Here is a 21,007-nt window from a genome sequence, read left to right on the forward strand (position 1 = left end):
AGGAGTTTTTATGAAAAAAGCAGTCATCTATTGTCGAGTCAGTACAAAAAAAGATTCTCAAGAAACTTCTTTAAAAAGACAGGAAGAAGAACTAGTTCAATTAGCCAGACAGAACCGATTTGAAGTGCACTCGATCATTACAGAACAGGCGAGTGGGTTTGAATTAGATCGAGATGGAATGATTGAATTGCTAGCAATCATTAAAGAGGAAAAGATTGATCTTGTTCTAATACAGGATGAGACTAGATTAGGAAGAGGGAATGCCAAGATTGCGATTCTTCATTGTATATTAAAAGAAGGCGTGAAGTTATATAGTATTTCCCATAATGGTGAGTTGCAACTATCTGAATCGGACTCAATGGTATTGAACATCGTTGGAATGGTCGAGGAATATCAAAGAAAGTTACATAATGTAAAAATAAGAAGAGGGATGAAAAGAGCGGTAGAAAAGGGCTACAAACCCCAGAAAAACCTCTCTAATCAGGGAGTTGCCGGCGGACGTGAAAAAATAGAAGTACCCCTTCAGGAAATCATCCGCTTAAGGAGAAACGGACTCACATTTGCTGAAATTGCAGCAACTTTGAGAGGTTTCGGATATAATGTTTCGAAGGCGACAGTTCACCGCCGTTATCAAAATTTCATTGATGAACAAGTTGAGGATTAGTAGAATCAAGCTCTATTTAGGATTGTAGACAAAGTTGTTTTCTCACTTTGTCTACATTTTTTTCTGTCGATTTTTTAATAATAAAGGATAGCCTAAGTATGTTTGAAGACAATTGTCAGTCTAGACATGCAGTCGTATGAAAACCAGAGTAGAAACAAACCGTTGGAGGGGACTTTGATGCCAAACAAGAACGAATGCGAGCGTTTGTCAACATTCTGAAGCTCTTTTCTTGTCATTTACTTTAATTTTTAGTAAGATGACATAAGTATTTTTAAGACTTGAACAAAGGAGCTAATGATATGCTACCAAAAGATAAATTAGATCGTATCAATGAACTTGCAAATAAAGCTAAAAAGACTGGTTTAACTGAACACGAAGCGAAAGAACAAACAGCACTTCGTAAAGAGTACTTACAGACATTTCGTGCATCAATGCTTGATACATTAAAGCATACTACGATCATTGATCCAGAAGGAAACGACGTGACACCAGAAAAGCTCAAAGGAGCGAAAGATGATAAGTACTTGCATTAATGTTGAGTTAAGCGACTTTTTGAAAGGCCGATTTAGGCTGTAGACAAACTATGAAATTAGTTTGTCTACGGTCTTTTTTTGTTTGAAATTGACGGGAAGATGTCGATTATCGCTTTAGGCGAAAGCTTTTTAGCGGGCATGGCGTGAGTCGTCGTTATCGTGACTGCTTCAGTCTCACTTGTCACGCTTCTTCCGGGGGACAAGGAATACGTCGGTAGCAATGCATCGCACGTAGAAAATGCTGAGCATTTTCAAGGATGCACCGCCTTTCGCTCTAATTCATCTAATTTGTACTTACTCTTGGGTGAAGAAACTTGACGCTGCGATTGATTTCCTTTCATTTATCCTTCATTGGAACAACTCTATTCTAATGTTGGGAGACCAAGTATCGATCCCGTTGATTTATTTAAGTGGACGTTTATTCAATATGTGTTTGGTATGCTTTTCGGGACTGTACAAGGTGATTATGTTTGTATGCTGAAGTTGACAAGTGAATTGTGTCTCTTAGAATAATTCAAAGATGACCTTAGACTACTTACTAACTCCCGTAACATTATTAATAGTTTCAAATGTAACCTCATAATTTTATACATACTCCTTTTACTTTGCATTGAATGTATGTCAAAATGGTGAGGGAACTTTAAAATAATTAGATAAAGACTGCTTTAGGTTGTAAAAGCAACCACATCTCTATTATATTTAATAGGTAGTTATTTATTTCGAAAGGATGTATCTCATGTTTAATCAAACTGATGCACTATCAATTAATGCCATTCGTACGTTATCAATTGATGCGATCGAAAAAGCTAACTCTGGCCACCCGGGAATGCCAATGGGTGCTGCACCGATGGCTTACACGCTATGGTCAAAATTCATGAACCACAATCCACAAAATCCGAATTGGTTTAACCGCGATCGCTTTGTACTCTCTGCAGGTCATGGTTCCATGTTGCTATATAGTCTTTTACACCTTTCTGGCTATGATGTGACGATGGATGATATTAAAAATTTTAGACAATGGGGAAGCAAAACTCCTGGGCACCCAGAATTCGGTCATACAGCGGGTGTTGATGCAACAACAGGTCCACTTGGACAGGGAATTGCAATGGCGGTAGGAATGGCAATGGCTGAACGTCATTTATCAGCTGTTTATAATAAAGATAGCCATAAGGTTGTTGATCATTTTACATACGGCATCTGCGGTGATGGCGACTTAATGGAAGGTGTATCAGCTGAAGCAGCTTCACTTGCTGGTCATTTGAAATTAGGAAAATTAGTCGTGTTATATGATTCAAATGATATTTCATTAGACGGTGACTTAGATAAATCATTCTCTGAAAGTGTAAAGCAACGATTTGAATCATACGGTTGGCAATATGTACGAGTTGATGATGGAAATAACCTAACGGAAATCGCAAAAGCTATTGAAGAAGCGAAAAGCGATGAAACAAAGCCAACATTAGTTGAAGTGAAGACTGTAATTGGTTATGGATCACCGAATAAATCTGGTAAATCAGCATCTCATGGTGCTCCGCTAGGAACAGACGAGGTAGTATTAACTAAAGGTCATTACGAGTGGGCATTTGAAGAAGACTTCCATGTTCCAACTGAGGTATACGACCAATTTAAAGCAGATGTGCAAGTTGCTGGTTCTGAAAAAGAAAAGCAATGGAATGAACTGTTTGCTTCTTATAAAAAAGAGTATCCACAATTAGGCTTACAGTTGGAGCAAGCAATTAAAGGTGAGCTTCCTGAAAGTTGGGATCATGATTTCCCAGAGTTCGAAATAGGGAAGGCAATTGCAACTCGTGCGTCCTCTGGCCAAATGATCAATGCGATTGCAAAAGCAGTTCCATCATTCTTTGGAGGATCAGCAGACTTAGCTGGTTCAAACAATACCATGATTAAAGGTGCTGCGGATTTCTCAAGCGATCAATACGATGGTCGTAATATATGGTTCGGTGTACGTGAGTTTGCGATGGGAGCTGCATTGAATGGTATGGCTTTACACGGTGGTCTAAAAGTTTTCGGTGGAACATTCTTCGTATTCTCAGACTACTTAAAGCCAGCAATCCGTCTATCAGCATTAATGAACTTACCAGTAACGTATGTGTTTACACATGATAGTATTGCGGTTGGTGAAGATGGTCCAACACATGAACCAATTGAGCAATTAGCAGGGTTACGTGCAATGCCTAATCTTTCCGTCATTCGCCCAGCAGATGCGAATGAAGTGAAAGCTGCATGGAAGTTAGCACTTGAATCTACTTCTAAACCAACAGCATTAGTGTTAACTCGTCAAGGAATTCCTACAATGGAAACGACTTCTGAATTAGCTAGCGAAGGTGTCAAAAAAGGTGCTTATGTAATTTCTAAAGCATCTAAGGATCAAGCTGATGTATTGTTACTAGCTGCAGGATCAGAAGTAAGTCTAGCTGTCGAAGCTCAGAAAGCGCTACAGACAGAAGGCATTTCCGCTGCAGTTGTTAGCATGCCTGATTGGGATCGTTTTGAACAACAATCAAAAGAATATAAGCAATCTGTTATTCCGAAAACAGTTAAGAAACGTCTAGCTATTGAAATGGGATCTTCACTTGGATGGCATCGTTACGCTGGTGATGAAGGTGAGGTACTAGCAATTGATCAGTTCGGAGCTTCTGCACCAGGTGCAAAAGTAATGGCTGAATATGGCTTTACTGTTGAAAATGTTGTTGCAAAAGTTAAGCAATTACTCGAAGATTAATATCCAAAAAAACTGATCGAATTTAAATAGCCTCGTAAATGTTAGGTAAGGTAGCACTAACATTTACGAGGTTTTTTATTTAGGCTCTGTTAAAGGTGAATTTTGATATTTGAAACCTCCACGAAATCTTTGTATTATTAAACTAAGAACATACATTCGGGGAGGTGGAAAGGTTGAGCAAAGCGTTCAATAATTTATTTAGACATATCGGCAATTTATCTCACACAGTAAAAGAGCGAGTATTTCAATGGGTAAAGCGCTATGTTGAACCTTCTTCCACTGTCGATGGTCGTCTAATCAGTGAAATGCGAGAAACTTGCTTCAAAGAAGGCTTTTAATGCCCTCATTGTGCATGGGAACACGTTGTTCGATTTGGAAAGTATAATGGTCGTAAACGCTATCGCTGTAAATGTTGTAATAAGACGTTTACAGATACAACAAATACTGTCTTATATCGCACTAGTAAGGGGACGAATGGATTACTTTTGTTGACTGTATGTTCAAAGATTATTCTCTGCGAAAATCTGCTAAAATCGTAGAGGTTACTTGGGTTACTCTTTTTTATTAGAGACACAAACTTTTAAGTGCATTAAAACAAATGGATTTTGAGCAATTTGAAGGTATCGTTGAAGTTGACGAGACGTATTTCCTATACACTCAAAAGGGTAATCATGGTATTTCTGACCGCAAACCACGAAAGCGTGGAGGAAAGTCTAAACACAGAGGAATTAGTCACGAACAGGTTTGTGTTCTTGTTGCAAGAGACCGTGTAAAAGTAATTGTCTCTAAATTCGCTTGTATGGGGCGAGTCGTGAAGACTAAAGTTGATAATATGATTGGTTCTAAGCTGTCGTCCCATAATGTACTCGTTACTGATGCTTGGAGAGCCTATAAAACCTATGCAAAATAAAAAGGATTGGAACATTATCGTATTAAATCATGACTGGAAACACGTTATTAAAGGTTAATGGTCTGCATTCCCGTATGAAACAGTGAATAGACCGTTTTAAAGGTGTCGCTACAAAGTATCTCGATATCTACCTTGCTTGGTTCCTTTTTGTGGATAGTTGTAGTAATGAAGGCACTAAACACAGCATCAAAGAGTTTCTATTATCATCATTTGTATTTGAAATACTGATACATTTTACAGTCTGAGACTATCAAAATTCAATGTCTAATCCTTTTCAATTAGTGGAGTACGATTATGTTATGCAACATATATAATTTATGAAACATTTATACTATAAATCCGTATAGTTATTAAAGTCTAATTAAGGGGGATTTTGGAAACTTATGTTCAAACGTCTCAAGCTGTTGAAATTGTAACCAAAAAGGAAGTAAGTATGAGAAAGTTATTAAATATTATAGGTATATTCATTTTTGCTGGAATAGCATTATCTAATGTCACAAATCCACTTCCTTCAAGTGAAGACACCAGAGAATTTTTCCTTTTTATTGTTGGAAGTGCTATTATCTATCACTTTTTAGTGAATATCTATTTCTTAGGACAGATGTGGAGAAAGATTGTTTTTATAATTCTTATTCTTTTAGGTTGTATTAGTATATTTATGGCTTTTTATCTTACATCTAATTCAATACCACACTAATTATGGTAAGTGAAAGAATTGCGTTAGTTGATTAAAGATGAGGAAATTCTATTAAATAGAGTTTCCTCATCTTTTTATACTTTTATCAACATTAAAATAAAACAGAGCCTTTATTTAAAATGTTCTTTTTGCTGTCTAATTCTAATAATGATTATTGTCAAGATATTCGACAAAAAAAGTGTCATTTTCTCGGCAATTTCAGACATTATCCTTTCATTTCATTTTATATAATAGAGTAAACAAGATGATTCGGTAGAAGGAGGAAGCGAATGAGAGCCTATGATATTTACTTAATGGAGAATGAAATTGCAAGAGACTATGTTGGCAAAGAATCAATGATTTATCAATTGTTTCAAGACTATCAGGCATCATTTGGCGAATTAACGGGCATCTTAGAAAAACAGATTCATTTTATTACTAAATCAATTCCACTTTTGGAAATCCAAAAACAACTAAAGCAAGAAATGAAACTTAACCAAAGAATCAAAAAAAATCATCAAATCTATTACATACATTCTGCGGACAATGGATATGCAACTCTTGAATTAGATGACCGTAGAGTACATGTACAAGCTACTGGGGCGTGTGATGCGGAAACAGTATTCTTCGAAATATTAAGGAAAATGGAGCCAGCCTTTCTAGCAATTGATCTAGATAAGGAGCTTTATGGTTGGTTAAAGCCAATTAAAGAAAGAAAATTCATCTAAACTAAAGAAAAAAGAGAGCAAATATTGTATAATACTCTTTGGTCTAGTACACTTGATGATAGACAACTTGAAGGAGGAAGTATTGAATATGGTCTGGCAATTTATTCTGGTCGGTACAATAGCTCTTCTTGCTGGCGTAGCGCTAGGATTTTTCATTGCTCGTAAATATATGATGAGCTACTTAAAGAAAAATCCACCAATTAACGAACAAATGTTAAAAATGATGATGATGCAAATGGGTATGAAGCCATCGCAGAAGAAAATCAATCAAATGATGAACGCAATGAATAAAATGGACGGTAAATAATAGAGAAGCTCTATAATAACGTTCAAAACCACTTCAAATGAAGTGGTTTTTTATATGGATAGAAATGAATACTTTCCTTAACCTGTTGATCTAGTCTATTTATCAAAATATCCCTATTCATTTCCAACTTACATATCGTATAATCATGATAAGGGGGAGTGAAAATGCAGTTAGATTATACAATTACTGAAGAAGATTACCTTCATTTCAATTTGTTTCATATAAGAAACTCAGCTTCTGCAAGAAGGGTGTTAATGATTCAACGATATACGGCTCCAATTTTTTATTTCATCATTGCCTATTTTTTTGCTTATTTTACAGACGGTTCATACGTTATAAGCTTTACTATTTTTGGATTATTGGCAGTGTTTTGGTTTGTATATTTACCGAAACATTATGAAAAATCAATTTTGAAGCAAGTGAAGAAAATGCTTAAAGAAGGTAACAATAAGAGTATTTTAGGTAAACATACAATGAAGTTGTCTCAATTAGGTATTATAGATGAGACAATAGCTGGAGAAACAAAATCAAATTGGGATGGAATTGAAGAAGTAAAAGAAGATAATGAGTATTTTTACATATACAATAGTTCAATAAGTGCTTATATAATACCGAAGCGCTCAATCTCTAACATCAATCAATTCAAAAACTATATCGAAACAAATCGAGCATCCTAAAAAGGATGCTTTAGGCTGTTGATAATCTTTGGAATACATTGTGTTAGCACATAGGTTGTTCTAATCCAGTCTTCTCTGGATTACACACCTAGTCTGACAAGTATTTTCAAGACAGTCTGAGTTTTTTATTTTATTTAAAAAATATAGATAAAGCCGTAAGTTGACTTTATCTACATTCTCAAAGCCTCTTTTAGTTATGTTAGAATCACAAAGAACTTCGGTTTTCATTTATTTGAGCTCTTCAATAGTAATTCGTACCTTCTCACCATGGATAGCTTTTAGCTTTTCCGTTAGATCATCTCCACCAACTTCAATGAATATCTTTCCTTCTCCATTTTCAATAATCGTTAAATGGCCTTCATAATTTAAATCAATCATGGCTGTAATTCCTCCCATTCTATTTTCCCTTTGTTTTACACTAAATCACTTATGTTAAACATAATAAATTACTGTTTACGAAATAATTTCATTCCTTAAAGTTTCAATTTTTGGTAAAATTAAAACGCTATAGAAAAAGAAGTTGCTTCATTGGGGGACAGAAAGATGAAGGTTTTTGTTGATTTAATGTGGTTTTTTAAAAAAGAAAAGCGTGCATATATCATTGGTATACTCATGCTTCTCTTAGTAGCTGTACTTCAATTAGTACCACCTAGGGTAGTCGGTTTTTTCGTTGATGCGATAGCAGAAGGGACATTGTCGAGAGAAAATACAATACAATGGTCACTTTTATTAGTAGTTGTAGGACTATCAATGTACGTGTTTCGCTATTTTTGGCGTGTGATGATTTTTGGATCTGCAGTTAAGCTCGCAAGGTTATTAAGAGCTAGACTATACGATCATTTTACTAAAATGTCACAGGCGTTTTATCAGAGGAAGCGAGTAGGGGACATGATGGCACATGCGACGAATGATGTTCAAGCCATTCAGCAAACCGCTGGTCAAGGAGTTCTAACGGCAATTGATTCACTTGCAACAGGAGGATTTACAATCATCGCAATGGCTACGACAATCAGTTGGAAGTTAACACTGATTGCATTAATTCCTATGCCATTAATGGCAATCTTAACAAGCTGGTATGGAAATATGCTTCACAAACGGTTTAGAACTGCGCAGGAAGCATTTTCTGATTTGAATGATAAGACACAGGAAAGTGTGTCTGGTGTAAAAGTCATTAAGACTTTCGGTCAAGAAAGGGAAGATACAGAAGATTTTAGAGCATTATCTGATGATGTTGTAAAGAAAAATGTTCGAGTGGCAAAGATTGATGCGTTATTTGACCCGACAATCTCTGTTGTAATTGGCTTATCATATTTTTTATCGATCGCATTTGGTGCTAAATTTGTAATCGATGGAGAAATGTCTATAGGTCAGCTCGTAGCATTTACTACATATTTAGGTTTGCTTATTTGGCCGATGCTTGCTTTTGGCTTGTTTTTTAACATTATCGAACGTGGCCGTGCTTCATATGAACGTGTGTCCTCACTTTTAGCTGAAAAAGTAGATATTCGCGATGATGAGCGAGCAATAGAGAAGATCCCAAGTGGAGATATTGAATATTCACTAGATCGGTTTACATACCCTGGAGAAACTAAACCTGTATTAGAAGATATTCATTTCAGGTTGAAGCAAGGAGAAACTTTGGGGATTGTTGGAAAGACTGGTTCAGGAAAAACAACATTGTTAAAGCTGATTATAAGAGAGTTTGACCGAACTGAAGGGGAGGTTTACTTTGGCGATCATTCACTACAAGAATATAAGCTTCATTCGTTAAGAAAGGCAATTGGCTATGTGCCGCAAGAACATTTCTTGTTCTCTACCTCTATTAAAGAGAATATTGCTTTTAGTGATCCACAGACAAGTGAGACAGACATCTATCATGCTACAAAAACTGCGCATATTCATAATGATATTTTGCAATTAACAGACGGGTATGAAACAGTAGTTGGTGAACGTGGTGTATCTTTATCAGGTGGGCAGAAGCAAAGAATCTCTATTGCAAGAGCACTGCTTAAAAATCAAGAAGTCTTGATTTTGGACGATTCCTTGTCCGCAGTTGATGCGAAAACAGAGGAAGCCATTTTAACATCACTGAAACAAGAGAGAGACGGAAAAACAACCATTATAACAGCACATCGATTAAGTGCAATCCAACATGCGAATATCATCATTGTAATGGATGAGGGGAAAATTATTCAAAGAGGATCACATGAAGAGTTAATGAAGGAAGATGGTTGGTACAAGAAGATGTATTTACATCAGCAGCTAGAAGAACTCGTAGGGCATGGAGGGTAGAAAATGGAGCAAATTCGTGCTTTAAAGGGAAAAGAGCAGCGAAAGGTATTTTATCGTTTGCTTTCATATACGAAACCGCATAAAAAAATGATTTTATTCGCATTTGCATTGCTAGCCTTAACAACAATTGGAGACATTTTAGGTCCGATTCTTATTAAAATATTTATTGATGATTATTTGACACCGAGGATTTTTGATGCACAGCCACTAGTTATTCTTGGGGCTAGCTTTCTAGGAATCTACGTGCTCAATTTTATTGTTTCCTATTTTCAATTGCTTAAATTCCAAGAGATTGCATTAAAGATCATTCAGCAGCTGCGTGTGGACTTGTTTACGAAAATGCATAGCCTTGGACTAAGGTATTTTGACCGAACCCCAGCTGGGAGCATTGTTTCAAGGGTGACAAATGATACCGAAGCAATTAAGGAAATGTTTGTAAGTGTGCTCGTAACTTTTGTACAGGGAGCATTTTTATTAGTAGGTATTTTTATTACAATGTTTGTATTAAATGCAAGATTGGCGTTATTTTGTTTAGTTATACTTCCACTCATTTTTATGATTATGATGCTTTACAGGAAGTATAGTTCTGTTTTTTATCAGGCTTTAAGAGAAAGGCTAAGCCAATTAAATGCTAGAATTAGTGAATCACTTCAAGGTATGGCGATCATTCAGGTTTTTCGTCAAGAGCGTAGAATGAAGGAAGAGTTTGCAAAAATCAATGATGAGCATTATAACGCAGGAATGCGTAACATTAAGGTTGATGGGTTGTTGCTGAGACCAGCTACAGACCTCGTCTATTTATTGGCACTTCTAATCGTCTTAAACTTTTTTGGTATTTCATCTATGAATAGTCCAGTGGAGATTGGCGTACTCTATGCATTTGTAAATTATATCGATCGTTTTTTTGAGCCGATTAATCAAATTATGCAAAGATTGTCAATGTATCAGCAAGCGATTATTGCTGCTTCAAGAACATTTACTTTATTAGATGAAGAGGATAGCGCTCCAGCCCAGAGTAACGAAAGCAAACATGTAATCAAGGATGGAGAAATAGAATTTAAAAATGTTTCTTTTTCCTATGATGGAAAACGAGATGTTTTAAAGAATATTTCCTTTACAGCTAAACCTGGGGAGACAGTTGCTTTAGTTGGGCATACTGGAAGTGGTAAGAGCTCCATCATCAACTTAATGATGCGGTTTTATGAATTCGAACGAGGGGATATACTCTTAGATGGTAAGTCAATCAAAGAGTATGAAATGAATGAATTACGAGGAAAAACAGGCCTAGTTCTCCAAGATCCTTTCCTATTCTATGGGACAATTGCTGATAATATTAAGCTATATAATGATGCGATAACAGAAGAAAAAATCGAAGAGGCAGCAAGTTTTGTCCAAGCGAATACATTTATAGAAAAACTATCAGATCGCTATGCTCATAAAGTGACAGAACGTGGGTCTACTTTTTCAAGCGGACAAAGACAATTAATGGCCTTTGCTAGAACTATCGCTACTGATCCTAAGATTCTTGTGTTAGATGAAGCAACAGCTAATATAGACACGGAAACTGAAGAAGCGATACAAGTCGCTCTGGAGAGAATGCGAAAAGGTCGTACCACGATTGCAATTGCGCATCGATTATCTACGATTCAAGATGCTGAGCAAATACTAGTACTGCACCAAGGAGAGATAGTAGAAAGAGGAAATCATCAAGAGCTCCTTGCTTTGAAAGGTTTGTATTATAAAATGTATTTATTACAAAATGGCGCATCAACAGAGAAGTTAGAGGATGCTGTGACATCGTAAGAATTATACACATATATGTGGTTAATATGTCCCTATAAACCACTTGTTCTAGTCGGGCATTCATTTTACTGCACTTCTAGTCTGATAAGTATATTAAAAGCATTCTAGAAATTCTTCCTAATCTGGAAATATCGATTAACAAGTTATAATAGTCGAAATTCGACGTTATCTCCATTTTAAGATCTCTACTCTTAGAGATCTTTTTTTGCCAAAAAAGAAGAACTGAAGTAGACATATATATACGATCAACTTCAGTTCTTTATGTAAGAAGGATTGTTTTTATTTATAAAGTTTCGATTGTATTCATTAAGGAGCTTGTCTAATTCTTGGCTATAACGAATGGCAGCTGAGGAGCTTAAGCCGCTTGTCATAGCTACTTGAATTAATTCTTTTCGCTTTTTTTCAATTAAATCAAGCAATTCTTTTTTATTCAAAGCGTAAAGTCCTCTCTGTTCGTTTTCTCTTATTAAAATTGTTGATAGCATATTTAACACATCCATGTAAAATCCTGATAATTACTTGTATTTATTGTTATCTTTTGTTTAGTATATCTAATTATTGTAAGGAATACAAAAGAAAAAATCATATTCCTTTTAACCTATTTTTGACGTTTATAGAACAAATACTGTGAAATCAACGGTTTTAGTAAGTATTACTGATTATGACACAAAGATTTCACAACTATCCAATATGCTTTACCTATAGTTTTTGTTAGAATGAAGATTGTATTGAAGCAAAGGGGTTGTTTTCATGACGGATATCAATCTGTTTTTAGCGTTATCTGCAGGGTTTCTAAGCTTTATTTCTCCTTGTACATTACCACTTTACCCAGCGTTTTTATCGTACATAACAGGTATGTCAGTTGGAGAATTGAAGGAAGAAAACGCTTTGCTACAAAAGCGTAGCCTTTTCCATACTTTAGCCTTTTTATTAGGCTTTTCTATCGTTTTTATCGCATTAGGGTTTAGCACCTCCTTAATTGGGGAGTTCTTTATAGACTATTCCAACCTAATACGTCAAATCGGAGCCATATTCATTGTTGTTTTTGGATTGATGATTGTTGGTGTATTTACTCCGGAGTTCTTAATGAAAGAAAGGCGCTTTGAGTTTAAAAACCGTCCTGCTGGTTATTTAGGTTCCATATTAATTGGTTTTGCATTTGCTGCAGGGTGGACACCGTGTACTGGACCTATACTTATGGCTGTTCTAAGCTTGGCTGCCTACAATCCATCTTCTGGGATTTTTTATATGATTGCCTATGTGATTGGCTTTGCTGTACCGTTTTTAATCCTTTCCTTCTTTATCGGCAAAATGCAGTGGATTCGTAAACATAATATAAAAATTATGAAAATTGGTGGATATATTATGATTGTGATGGGAATTCTTCTGTTCTTTGATTTATTATCGATGCTTATTTCATACTTGACAGTATTAACTGGTGGATTTACTGGATTTTAGAATGAAAAATAAAAACTATGACAATTTTACGCATATTTTGTCGCACATTCCCAATTGAATTTTAGTGAAAAATTAGGTATATTGTAGTATGTGTATAGTAGAAAAGGACAAGTGTTTATCTAAAGTGTATTCATTTATATTGAAAATACAGTAGACATTCGTTGTATTCGAGGGGGAACACGTGTTGGCAAGAATTTTAATTGTTGATGATGCAAAATTTATGCGTATGACCTTAACAAACATTTTGACAAAAGGTAGTCATATTGTTGTTGGCGAAGGTGAAAACGGAAGAGAAGCAATTGAATTATATGATGAACTAAAACCTGATTTGGTTACTCTTGATATTACAATGCCTGAAATGAGTGGGCTAGAAGCAATTCGCGAAATTCGTAGCAAACACCCAGACGCTAAGGTCATTATGTGTTCTGCAATGGGGCAGCAGCGAATGGTTGTTGAGGCAATAGAAGCTGGTGCGAAGGATTTTATTGTTAAACCATTTGATGAGCAGAGAGTTATAGAAGCAATTGCTAGAGTGTTAAGCTAAGAAGTTCGAAAAAGATGGTGGTTATTCGCCATCTTTTTTTATGAAGAAGTTTACGATACCGAAGCTTTCACTGTCTAGCACAAGCACTATAAAACTATGCAGAACAAATATCTCATTCTTTAATTTGAAAAAAATATTTACTTACGGTAGAAGCTACAGCTGAAATTCCTCGGAACATGTCTGTTTGAAAAGGTTTATGAAGATTATCTCAGATTGTTGACAAACACTCGCAATGATATTATTTGTCTTCTCCGTCCCCTCACGAACAAAGTGTCCTATTAGGGTTTTTACTTGACTGCACGACTAGTCTAACAAACGTTCTCAAGACATTCTGAGATTTCAATTGATAAGAATCGCTAGAATGCGTGCAGACTAAGTCGAAACCTGACTTTGTCTACAATCCCAGATAAACTTATTTCGTATTTTAAATATGATGAACTTTCTTTTATGAATAGGCTATAATGAAGAAGTGAAATTATTTGCAAAGGGATGTTAGTGTATGAATTGGGTTTTGTTAAGCACGATCGGTGCAATTTTAATGGCGATTGCCGCGATGATTGTACGAGTGCGTTCATCAAAGAAGCCAGCAACAGCGAAAAAAATAATATTGCCCCCTCTATTTATGAGCACAGGTGCATTGATGTTTATTTTCCCTTACTTTCGAGTGACTTCTCTTGAAATTGTTGAGGCAGCAGGAGTAGGGTTGGTATTTTCAATTTTTTTAATAAAAACGTCAAAGTTTGAAATTAGAGAAGATGAGATATATTTAAAACGGTCGAAGGCGTTTATGATCATTTTAGTTGTTTTATTGGTCATTCGAATCGCAGCAAAATCAATCTTAAGTGTTTCGTTTGATTTAGGTCAACTTGGCGGCATGTTTTGGATATTAGCATTTGCAATGATCGTTCCATGGAGAATTGCCATGTTTATTCAATTTAAAAACTTGAAAAATAAATTGAGTAAAGATGAGCAATTACCAACTCAATAAGTGTTAAACCCAAGGAATTGAAGTTCGTTCCTTGGGTTTTTACATAGTTTTTCTAAAATAAGTGCTCATAAGGGGCTACACTTATTTCTTTTTCATCCAGCTTCTTGCGCAAAAACTTATGATCTCTCTTTGGTGTAGCAAGTATGTATCCGCGAATAATTAAGTCTTCATTAATTTTCTTTGCTTTTTCTTTAAGCGCTAATTCTCCAATTTTTCCAGCAATTTTTTGGCGCGCTACATCACGAAATAGCTCGGGAACTGGGCTAACTAAATCTTCTAATAAATCCTTTTGTGGTTGTTTCCATAATTTTCTTGTTTCGTTAACAAAATGTTCTTCCCAATCTAAGTCGCTTTTTCCATCTTCTTTAGGCATTCGTTTTAAGAATTTCCTGAACATAAAGAATCCACCGATTGCAAAAAAGGAAATTAATATAACGATCCAAAATAAGATAAATAATAAAAACCATCCATCTAACATGTTGTTCACCTACATTTATTATTCTTATAAGTCTATTATACGGGAAAAATGTAGGCGTGGACAAGAAAGTGACACAACTTCTTAAGTTTTCACCTTGTATGTAGTAGATTTTCTAGATATAATAAAAACCGTTGCTATACTGGGGCTGAATGGGGTACTGGTGTCCCCCGTGATCTTCAAAATCATCTGTAACCACCGTGAGTGGTTAGCTGGGTTCGATTCCCAGACAGTCCCGCCATAAGCTGAATAACCATGGAAATATAACTAGGCCATAACTATTACAATCGTACGTCCTTTCACGCTACTCTTAGTGCGGAAATGACGTTTTTCTTTTAGTTTAATAGGTGCAAAAACTACTTGTGATTCCGGAAATTAAGTTTAGGAGGCTATTTTTTGGAGAACCAGCTACTTCAAGAAGCAGAAGAATTTATACATATTTTTTATCAAGAGACGGGGAGAGAGCATAGTCAACTGGAGGTCCGGCTAAATGACATTAAAAAGATGATTTTAGAGACCGGTACTTATAGTCATACATTTGAGGAACTTCAATATGGGGCAATGCTTGCCTGGCGGAATAGCAATCGATGTATTGGACGTTTGTTTTGGAACCAACTAACGGTCATAGATCAACGAAGTGTTGCGACAGAAGAGGAAATAATGAAAGCGCTATTTGCACATATCATATCCGCTACCAATGGTGGAAGAATAAAGCCCACAATCACAATCTTCCCTCAAAAATCGAGTACCGACAATGTGCGAATTTGGAATCATCAATTAATTCGTTATGCAGGCTATGAATCCGAGCAAGGTATCATTGGAGATCCGCACTCATTGGAGTTTACAAAAAAATGCATTGAGCTTGGTTGGAAGCCGAAATATGGAGAGTATGATTTATTGCCACTTGTCATCCAAATAAATAATAACGATCCCTATATTAAGGACATTCCTGAAGAAATCGTGTTAGAGGTAGCGATTATGCACCCTGAGTACGATTCATTTAAACAGTTGAACTTAAAATGGTATGCAGTTCCAATTATTTCAGAAATGAGTTTAGAAATCGGCGGAATTACATATACAGCAGCACCTTTTAATGGTTGGTATATGGGCACAGAAATAGGAGCGAGAAATTTGGCAGATGAATTTCGTTACAACAGATTGAGTGATGTTGCGAGTATAATGGGAATTGATACAAGAAAAAGCGCATCTCTTTGGAAGGACAAGGCTTTAGTTGCATTAAATGAAGCTGTCCTTTACTCATTTAAAGAAAAGCAAGTGGCTATCGTAGATCACCATACAGCAGCTCAGCAATTCAAGAAGTTTGAAGAAATAGAAAGAGATGCAAACAGGGAGGTTACTGGTGATTGGACTTGGCTGATTCCTCCTATATCACCGGCATCAACACATATTTTTCATTCACAATACAAGAACGAACGATTGAAACCAAATTACTTTTATCAAAATAGACCATATTGATCTAACGCCTAAAATGTTGATTATTCATCATTTTAGGTGTTTTTATTTATTCGATTTACTTCCATCACGATCCCTCGAGATCATAAGACAATGTCTTACAGGAATCAACGATTTCTTTTGATTAATTATGTAAGGGTTGTTTAGAGCTTGTTCGATTATGGTAGTGGCTTGAATCATATAGTTGAAAAACGCGCATATTCGTATTCGTTGTTTTTCATCATGTGTGCCTTTATTAGCGATGTGTTTAACTTTGATCATAACACGACTGCACTCTTTGATGACGAGCGTTTACAAGGTGTTTCAGAGCAATTTTTCAGTAATTTAAAACATCGATAAAGAATATGGGGTCTATCTAGTATTTCTTAATGAAAACAGGAAGATTTCTTTAAATATTATTTACGATGTGCTCGTATTTTTTCATTGCAATATAGGAATGCTTGGTATATGATTATGGCTATCTGGAATATAGGTATAAAATTATAGACTGTGTGTATACAAGGGAGGAAAAGCAGTGAAAGAGGGACAACAAATAGAGAAAAAACCACCCTATGGCATGATTGCAATATTAATGATCGGTGCATTTATTGCATTTTTAAATAATACATTATTAAATGTCGCATTGCCTTCAATCATGACTGAACTGAATGTAGGCCCGTCTACAGTTCAGTGGTTAACAACTGGTTTTATGCTTGTTAATGGGATCTTAATCCCGGCAACAGCTTTTTTAATTCAAAAATTTTCAGCTAGGAAATTATTTCTGTTTTCAATGCTTATGTTTACAATCGGAACACTAATTGCCGGAGTAGCAAGCGTATTCCCGGTGCTATTAGCTGGAAGGATGATGCAAGCATCAGGATCGGCAATTCTTATGCCGCTCTTGATGAATGTTATGCTCGTGAGCTTCCCAATCGAAAAAAGAGGAACAGCAATGGGATTCTTTGGTCTTATTATGATGGCTGCACCAGCGATTGGGCCAACATTATCAGGATGGATCGTTCAGCATTATGATTGGAGAATGCTCTTCCATTTTGTTGCTCCGATTGGATTTATTGTTCTATTGATAGGTTATTTCTTACTAAAAGATACAAAACAAGAATCAACGATGAAACTTGATTTATTTTCACTATTGTTATCAAGTATCGGTTTTGGTGGTATTCTTTATGGGTTTAGTTCTGCAGGAGACAAGGGCTGGGATCATCCAATTGTTTATGGAACGATCATTATAGGTGCAATTACATTATTTATTTTTGTAAGACGTCAAGTGCGTCAAGATCAGCCTATGCTCAATTTTCAAGTTTATAAATATCCAATGTTTACGCTAGCATCAATTATGTCAATGGTCATTAATATGGCGTTATTTTCAGGAATGTTGCTCATCCCTATCTATGTTCAAACAATTATGGGCTTTTCCCCACTAGATGCAGGGCTTATGATGCTACCAGGTGCAATAACAATGGCGATTATGTCTCCAATTACTGGGAGGTTGTTCGATAAGTTTGGTGGGAAAGCACTGGCGATCATTGGATTGAGTATTTTAGTTGTTACGACATTTATGTTTAGCCGATTATCTATGGAAATGACCTATATGGAACTTGTACTGATGAATACGTTTAGGATGTTTGGGATGAGCTTATGTATGATGCCAATCTCTACAAATGGTCTTAATCAATTGCCACCTCGTTTCTATCCACATGGTACGGCAATGAATAATACATTGAATCAAGTCTCAGGTGCAATTGGTACCGCTCTTTTAGTTACGGTTATGTCTGTTAGAACAGAATCGCATGGCAAAGCAATCGTTTCGGATTTGTTGCAAAATGGCACAACGCAATCCATGCTTGCAGGAATGCAGGAGCAAATCGAAAAGCAAGCAATGCTAGCTGGAATTAATGATGCTTTCTTTGTAGCAACTTGGATCGCATTTGTTTCCTTTATCTTAGCGTTCTTCTTGAAAAGGGCGAAGCAATCAGAGGATCCACTTGAAATGGATCAGAACAAAATTAAAGCAGCGATGCCCAAATTAGCGAAAAATTAGTATGTAGGAATAATGACTTATTCTTCAAGTAAATAAGTTTGCACAAAGCTTGTCATATCAATAATTATCCTAATTATTGAGTGGCGGGCTTTTCTTAAGAGCGAATTTATTTTATAAAAAGTGAAACTTTTGGGCACTTTGCTTCGTTTAATACAGTGAAAGGTTTTCTTACAAAGAAAATGTAATTGTGAAATATCATTGAGTTCGGTAAACATAGCTGTATGGTTTTATGCTTTTTTTTATGGGTAATATGTGTAAGAGAGAAAAGACTCACTTGAATGATTTTTCTGATAGTAGTTAAAAACTTGACTTTAGGCCAAAATATTGTATAGTAATATTTCTGTATTGACTTCTTCAAGTACCGAAATAATATTGAAACGCATTCGTTACAATGATTTAGTAAGATGAATGTAGAGAAAACCAAATAAAAAATATTAAATTTGATCGTAATTAAGGTAGGTGCAACACATATGTATAACTTACAACAAGGAAAGGAAAAATTAACGAATAAGTTCATCGTTTTCTTCTTCCTAGCTGTTCTAATGTTATGGACGAAAACTTATGTTGTACAATTGACACAATTTTCATTAGGAATTGAAAGTACGCTACAACATATAATTTTATTCTTAAATCCACTTGGCTCATCGCTTTTATTTTTAGGATTTGCTTTATTCTTTAAAGGTCGCAGAAAATATATCGCTCTTATAGCCATCTATACACTATTGTCGATTCTTTTATACGCTAATACTGTATTTTATCGATTCTTTAACGATTTCATTACTTTACCAACATTAACTCAAACTCAGAACTTTGGAGATGTTGGTGGAAGTGCATTGTCGCTAATGCATGTGACTGATATCCTGATGTTTATTGATGTAGCTGCTTTAATTGCACTGTTAGCGTTTAAAGTAATCAAAATCGAAATGAAGGATATGACAAGTCGTAAAACAGTAGCTGTTTTTGCTCTTGGTCTTGCGATTTCATGTGCAAACTTAGGTTTAGCTGAATCTGATCGCCCACAATTATTAACACGTGGTTTTGATCGTAACTATATTGTTAAATATTTAGGTATGTACAATTATCAAATTTATGATGCTGTACAAAGTACAAAGGCATCTGCACAACGTGTAATGGCTGATAGCAATGATACGATTGAAGTGATAAACTTTACATCATCTAATTATGCTGAGCCAAATCCTGAGTATTTCGGAATTGCTAAAGATATGAATGTTATTTACGTTCATTTAGAATCTATTCAAACATTCTTAATGGATTATCAATTACATGGTGAAGAAGTAACACCATTCCTTAATTCGATGATTCGAGAGGGAAATACAAAGTATTTTGATAACTTTTTCCACCAAACAGCACAAGGAAAAACGGCTGATGCTGAATTTGTATTAGAAAATTCATTGTATGGCTTGCCACAAGGGTCTGCTTTCACTTTGAAAGGGATGAATACATTCCATTCTGCACCTGCTATTTTATCTGATCATGGCTATACTTCAGCAGTATTCCATGGTAATAATGGGAGCTTCTGGAATAGAAATGAAATTTATAAATCATTTGGATATGATTATTTCTTTGACTCAAGCTACTATAATATGGACCCTGCGAACCTTGCTGAATACGGTTTGCATGATAAACCTTTCTTTGAACAGTCGATTCCAATGATTGATCGACTTGAGCAACCGTTTTATTCTAAATTTATTACAGTCACTCATCACTTCCCATATCCTTTGGATGATGAATTGGCTACAATTGATGCTCATGAAACTGGAAATCGTACAGTTGATAACTATTTCAGAACTGCAAGGTATGCAGATGAGGCTTTAGAAGAATTCTTTAATTACCTTAAAGAATCTGGTCTATACGACAATTCAGTCATTATTATGTATGGTGATCACTATGGAATCTCAGCCAACCATAAAAAGGCGATGAGTGAAGTTTTAGGTTATGAAGTAGGAGATTTTGAGCAAGCTGGACTACAACGTGTACCATTGTTTATCCGAGTTCCTGGAATGGAAGGTGGAGTTAGCCATGAGTATACGGGTCAGATTGATTTAATGCCAACTTTATTACACTTATTAGGAATTGAAACAAAAGACTATGTTCAATTCGGTACTGATATCTTTTCCGAGGACCATGATGAATTAATTCCATTCCGTAACGGAGATTTTGTGAGTCCAACATACTTCTCAGTAGGAAACACGTTTTATGATTCAACTACTGGTGAAATCATTGAGGATGAAGCTTTAATTGAAAAAGCAGAAGAAATGCAATTAGTCGTTGAACAGCGATTGTCTTACTCAGACAAAGTTGTCAATGGAGACCTGTTACGCTTCTTCACTCCAGAACATTTTACACCAGTTGATCGATCACAGTTGGATTATACAAAAGCAGATATATTCCAGAGTGAAGCAGAAGAGATGTATAATCAAGAATATGAAATAAACGATGATGGTCAAAGTACCATTGAATTGAATAAATAATGTAGAAGAGAGCTGTCCATATATGGGCGGCTTTTTTTACGATATACAATAATACATTAACTAAAGTTTGTACATAGTTAAAATATGTGTTCTGGTTAACTCTTTTACACTTATCGACCTTTTAAACTAAAATGAATAATAATGATATTTTCAAAAACTGCAAATAATTATAAAAGTTTTTAGAATTTAAAATCTGTTATTGCACA

19 protein-coding genes, 1 tRNA gene and 2 pseudogenes are annotated in these 21,007 nt (G+C 35.5%); 19 read left to right on the plus strand and 3 right to left on the minus strand.

The features are described 5' to 3' along the window. The first annotated feature begins 10 nt into the window (after positions 1 to 10). From AC6F34_RS09965 to AC6F34_RS10005, 9 genes and pseudogenes are all read left to right on the plus strand, one after another. On the plus strand, positions 11 to 664 hold the full coding sequence (locus tag AC6F34_RS09965; protein ID WP_500771588.1) for a YneB family resolvase-like protein: 654 nt from the start codon (positions 11 to 13) through the stop codon (positions 662 to 664). 299 nt (positions 665 to 963) lie between these two features. Continuing rightward, complete coding sequence (locus AC6F34_RS09970) at positions 964 to 1,197, plus strand: DUF896 domain-containing protein (protein ID WP_500771590.1); 234 nt, start codon at positions 964 to 966, stop codon at positions 1,195 to 1,197. 304 nt (positions 1,198 to 1,501) lie between these two features. Further along, positions 1,502 to 1,638, plus strand: a pseudogene (locus tag AC6F34_RS09975) (transposase); the annotation flags it as partial. Between the two features lie 295 nt (positions 1,639 to 1,933). Further along, complete coding sequence (tkt, locus tag AC6F34_RS09980) at positions 1,934 to 3,940, plus strand: transketolase (protein ID WP_500771592.1); 2,007 nt, start codon at positions 1,934 to 1,936, stop codon at positions 3,938 to 3,940. A gap of 173 nt (positions 3,941 to 4,113) precedes the next feature. Then, positions 4,114 to 5,118, plus strand: a pseudogene (locus tag AC6F34_RS09985) (IS1595 family transposase). A 105-nt stretch (positions 5,119 to 5,223) separates the two neighbouring features. After that, entirely contained in the window at positions 5,224 to 5,547 is a 324-nt protein-coding gene (locus AC6F34_RS09990) for a hypothetical protein (protein WP_500771594.1), read from the plus strand. 269 nt (positions 5,548 to 5,816) lie between these two features. After that, a complete protein-coding gene (gene sirA, locus AC6F34_RS09995) occupies positions 5,817 to 6,254 on the plus strand; it encodes a sporulation inhibitor of replication protein SirA (RefSeq protein ID WP_500771596.1) in 438 nt (145 codons plus the stop codon). An 88-nt stretch (positions 6,255 to 6,342) separates the two neighbouring features. Continuing rightward, the gene (locus AC6F34_RS10000; protein WP_500771748.1) at positions 6,343 to 6,561 is read left to right on the plus strand and encodes a YneF family protein; all 219 of its coding nucleotides are present in this window, start codon (positions 6,343 to 6,345) and stop codon (positions 6,559 to 6,561) included. 164 nt (positions 6,562 to 6,725) lie between these two features. Next, entirely contained in the window at positions 6,726 to 7,238 is a 513-nt protein-coding gene (locus tag AC6F34_RS10005; protein WP_500771598.1) for a YcxB family protein, read from the plus strand. Positions 7,239 to 7,466: 228 nt separating this feature from the next. Here the strand turns inward: AC6F34_RS10005 and AC6F34_RS10010 are convergent, their stop codons facing one another. Continuing rightward, positions 7,467 to 7,616, minus strand: coding sequence for a hypothetical protein (locus AC6F34_RS10010; RefSeq protein ID WP_500771600.1), 150 nt, complete (start codon positions 7,614 to 7,616; stop codon positions 7,467 to 7,469). A 165-nt stretch (positions 7,617 to 7,781) separates the two neighbouring features. Between AC6F34_RS10010 and AC6F34_RS10015 the strand changes: the two genes are divergently transcribed. Together AC6F34_RS10015 and AC6F34_RS10020 are read left to right on the plus strand one after the other, a co-directional pair. Further along, positions 7,782 to 9,530, plus strand: coding sequence for an ABC transporter ATP-binding protein (locus AC6F34_RS10015; protein WP_500771602.1), 1,749 nt, complete (start codon positions 7,782 to 7,784; stop codon positions 9,528 to 9,530). Positions 9,531 to 9,533: 3 nt separating this feature from the next. Beyond that, positions 9,534 to 11,333, plus strand: coding sequence for an ABC transporter ATP-binding protein (locus tag AC6F34_RS10020; protein ID WP_500771604.1), 1,800 nt, complete (start codon positions 9,534 to 9,536; stop codon positions 11,331 to 11,333). A gap of 251 nt (positions 11,334 to 11,584) precedes the next feature. On the opposite strand, the gene AC6F34_RS10025 is transcribed toward AC6F34_RS10020, so the two are convergent. After that, positions 11,585 to 11,818 (minus strand): Spo0E family sporulation regulatory protein-aspartic acid phosphatase, encoded by a 234-nt coding sequence (locus AC6F34_RS10025; protein ID WP_500771606.1) that lies wholly within the window; start codon positions 11,816 to 11,818, stop codon positions 11,585 to 11,587. A 265-nt stretch (positions 11,819 to 12,083) separates the two neighbouring features. On the opposite strand from AC6F34_RS10025, the gene AC6F34_RS10030 reads away from it, so the two are divergent. From AC6F34_RS10030 to AC6F34_RS10040, 3 genes are all read left to right on the plus strand, one after another. Further along, on the plus strand, positions 12,084 to 12,791 hold the full coding sequence (locus tag AC6F34_RS10030) for a cytochrome c biogenesis CcdA family protein (protein WP_500771608.1): 708 nt from the start codon (positions 12,084 to 12,086) through the stop codon (positions 12,789 to 12,791). Positions 12,792 to 12,975: 184 nt separating this feature from the next. Beyond that, positions 12,976 to 13,335 (plus strand): response regulator, encoded by a 360-nt coding sequence (locus AC6F34_RS10035; RefSeq protein WP_500771610.1) that lies wholly within the window; start codon positions 12,976 to 12,978, stop codon positions 13,333 to 13,335. Positions 13,336 to 13,834: 499 nt separating this feature from the next. Next, positions 13,835 to 14,323, plus strand: a complete 489-nt coding sequence (locus AC6F34_RS10040) for a CcdC family protein (RefSeq protein WP_500771612.1) — start codon at positions 13,835 to 13,837, stop codon at positions 14,321 to 14,323. Positions 14,324 to 14,375: 52 nt separating this feature from the next. On the opposite strand, the gene AC6F34_RS10045 is transcribed toward AC6F34_RS10040, so the two are convergent. Further along, a complete protein-coding gene (locus AC6F34_RS10045) occupies positions 14,376 to 14,801 on the minus strand; it encodes a DUF2621 domain-containing protein (RefSeq protein WP_500771614.1) in 426 nt (141 codons plus the stop codon). Positions 14,802 to 14,942: 141 nt separating this feature from the next. On the opposite strand from AC6F34_RS10045, the gene AC6F34_RS10050 reads away from it, so the two are divergent. The 5 genes from AC6F34_RS10050 (at position 14,943) to ltaS (ending at position 20,801) form a co-directional block, all read left to right on the plus strand. Further along, positions 14,943 to 15,039 (plus strand) — tRNA-Sec (locus AC6F34_RS10050). A gap of 155 nt (positions 15,040 to 15,194) precedes the next feature. Then, positions 15,195 to 16,274 (plus strand): nitric oxide synthase oxygenase, encoded by a 1,080-nt coding sequence (locus AC6F34_RS10055; RefSeq protein ID WP_500771616.1) that lies wholly within the window; start codon positions 15,195 to 15,197, stop codon positions 16,272 to 16,274. Between the two features lie 147 nt (positions 16,275 to 16,421). Then, a complete protein-coding gene (locus tag AC6F34_RS10060) occupies positions 16,422 to 16,610 on the plus strand; it encodes a hypothetical protein (RefSeq protein WP_500771618.1) in 189 nt (62 codons plus the stop codon). A gap of 217 nt (positions 16,611 to 16,827) precedes the next feature. After that, positions 16,828 to 18,309, plus strand: a complete 1,482-nt coding sequence (locus AC6F34_RS10065) for an MDR family MFS transporter (RefSeq protein WP_500771750.1) — start codon at positions 16,828 to 16,830, stop codon at positions 18,307 to 18,309. A gap of 470 nt (positions 18,310 to 18,779) precedes the next feature. Continuing rightward, positions 18,780 to 20,801, plus strand: a complete 2,022-nt coding sequence (gene ltaS / locus AC6F34_RS10070; RefSeq protein ID WP_500771620.1) for a lipoteichoic acid synthase — start codon at positions 18,780 to 18,782, stop codon at positions 20,799 to 20,801. Positions 20,802 to 21,007 lie beyond the last annotated feature (206 nt).

This window comes from Niallia sp. CD-39, assembly GCF_059874745.1.